The organism is Hydrangea phyllody phytoplasma (genome assembly GCF_036985185.1).
GTDB lineage: Bacteria > Bacillota_I > Bacilli_A > Acholeplasmatales > Acholeplasmataceae > Phytoplasma > Phytoplasma asteris.
Genome location: NZ_BSDA01000017.1, coordinates 1 through 1,555, shown reverse-complemented (window position 1 = coordinate 1,555; position 1,555 = coordinate 1). Strand labels below are relative to the sequence as shown.

The 1,555-nt window shown below is 37.2% G+C and carries 1 protein-coding gene; it reads right to left on the bottom strand.

Annotation, left to right across the window (positions count from 1 at the left end):
* Positions 1 to 106: 106 nt before the first annotated feature.
* The coding region (locus AACP42_RS02995; protein WP_339332582.1) for a reverse transcriptase domain-containing protein at positions 107 to 1,555 on the bottom strand (1,449 nt) is incomplete at its 5' end.

The following is a 1,555-nucleotide window of genomic DNA, read 5'->3' as shown; positions in this document are numbered from 1 at the left end:
CGTTTATTATTTTCCTATTGTCATTGAAGCTTATTATTTGTTCGTTGGTTCTCCTTCTATGGCACTGTTTACATAGCACCATAGTTGCTTTATTCATCACGCTTTGCTAGTTGCGATTTCGCACTGTCTTAGTGTGGTGTATTTCCAACTTAACGTCATACCTTTGGCACATTTCACATTCTTCCGCTTTTAAACGGTCTGTGAGATGTGTACGACTTAGGTATATATTCGGATTAGGAATGATATCAAGGTTAATATCCTTATATCTTCTCATCCTTTTAATCCTATCCCAGGTGTACTTCGGCCAGGTTTCATATCTTGGTTTTGTTTTTATCGTGTACTTGACACCCCAAGTCCCCTGACCTCGGTTCAATTTCTTACGGACTCTGGCGATGGAAGTTTTGTATTTCCCCGCTATTGTCTTTAAACAAGAGTACTCTGCAATATAGGCCAACTTTGTTAACTGATTCAGGTTTCTTCCATATGCGAAGTATCTGATTATACCTTCAGCCACTCTTTTATATGACTTAATTATTTCTAATTCGTCTCTAAAATGTAGTTGTCTATCATGTATAATCTTTCTCTTCTTAGAGTCCGTCATCCATTTTTTGCATCTTTTGTCTATCTCATCCTTCGGAATTCCGATATCGGTTTCTCCGTTAAGCGTTTTCCTTGCAGATTTATTTTTAGACGATGCCGTTGGGTTGACTCTTATGAGGTATGAAAGAAATTTTGTTCCCTTTTGTGCTGGTACGATTTTGGATTTGTCATAAGATATTGACAATCCTAAATCCCGTACTAACCAGGATACCACCTTTTGTTGTAGTTCGTTGGCCTGTTCCATTGTTCCTGTACACCCGATGATGAAGTCGTCCGCATAGCGAATGTATTCTACTCTAATGTTTGGATTTATGTTAATGTCTCTCGCGACTTTAGCTTTTCTTACAAGTCCTAAACGTTGTAATTTTCTATATTTAGGATTGACTTTCCTTTTTGGTATTCCTTGTTCTATTAGTTTTTCCATCTTTTCGTCAATTTGATGAAGGTAGATGTTAGCTAATAAAGGAGATATAATTCCACCTTGGGGAGCGCCCGAGAAGGTCTTTTGAAAAACCCAGTTATCCATTATGCCTGCCTCCAACCATTGTTTTATGGTTTTGAGGGTTTTGGCTTTACGGATGTCTTTGCTGAGAAGTTTTAACAATATGTCATGATTAATTGTGTCAAAGAAGCCTTTGATATCAATTTTTATTAACCATTTTATTCCCTTAAATCTCTCCTTAATGCGTTTAATTGCATCATGTGGTGATTTGTTAGGTCTAAATCCATAGCTCCATTTTGAGAATTTTACTTCATAAAATGGATTGAGTAGTTGGTACATTGTCTGTTGGATTATTCTATCCTCCATTGTCGGGATACCTAATGGTCTTTTATCTCCGTTAGGTTTGGGGATATAAACTCTCCTGAGGGGCTTGGGTTGGTATTGATTGGTTCTGTATTTATCATTTAACCCGATAATGTAGTTCCAATCTTTTCCGTCAATAGTTTGACCGTC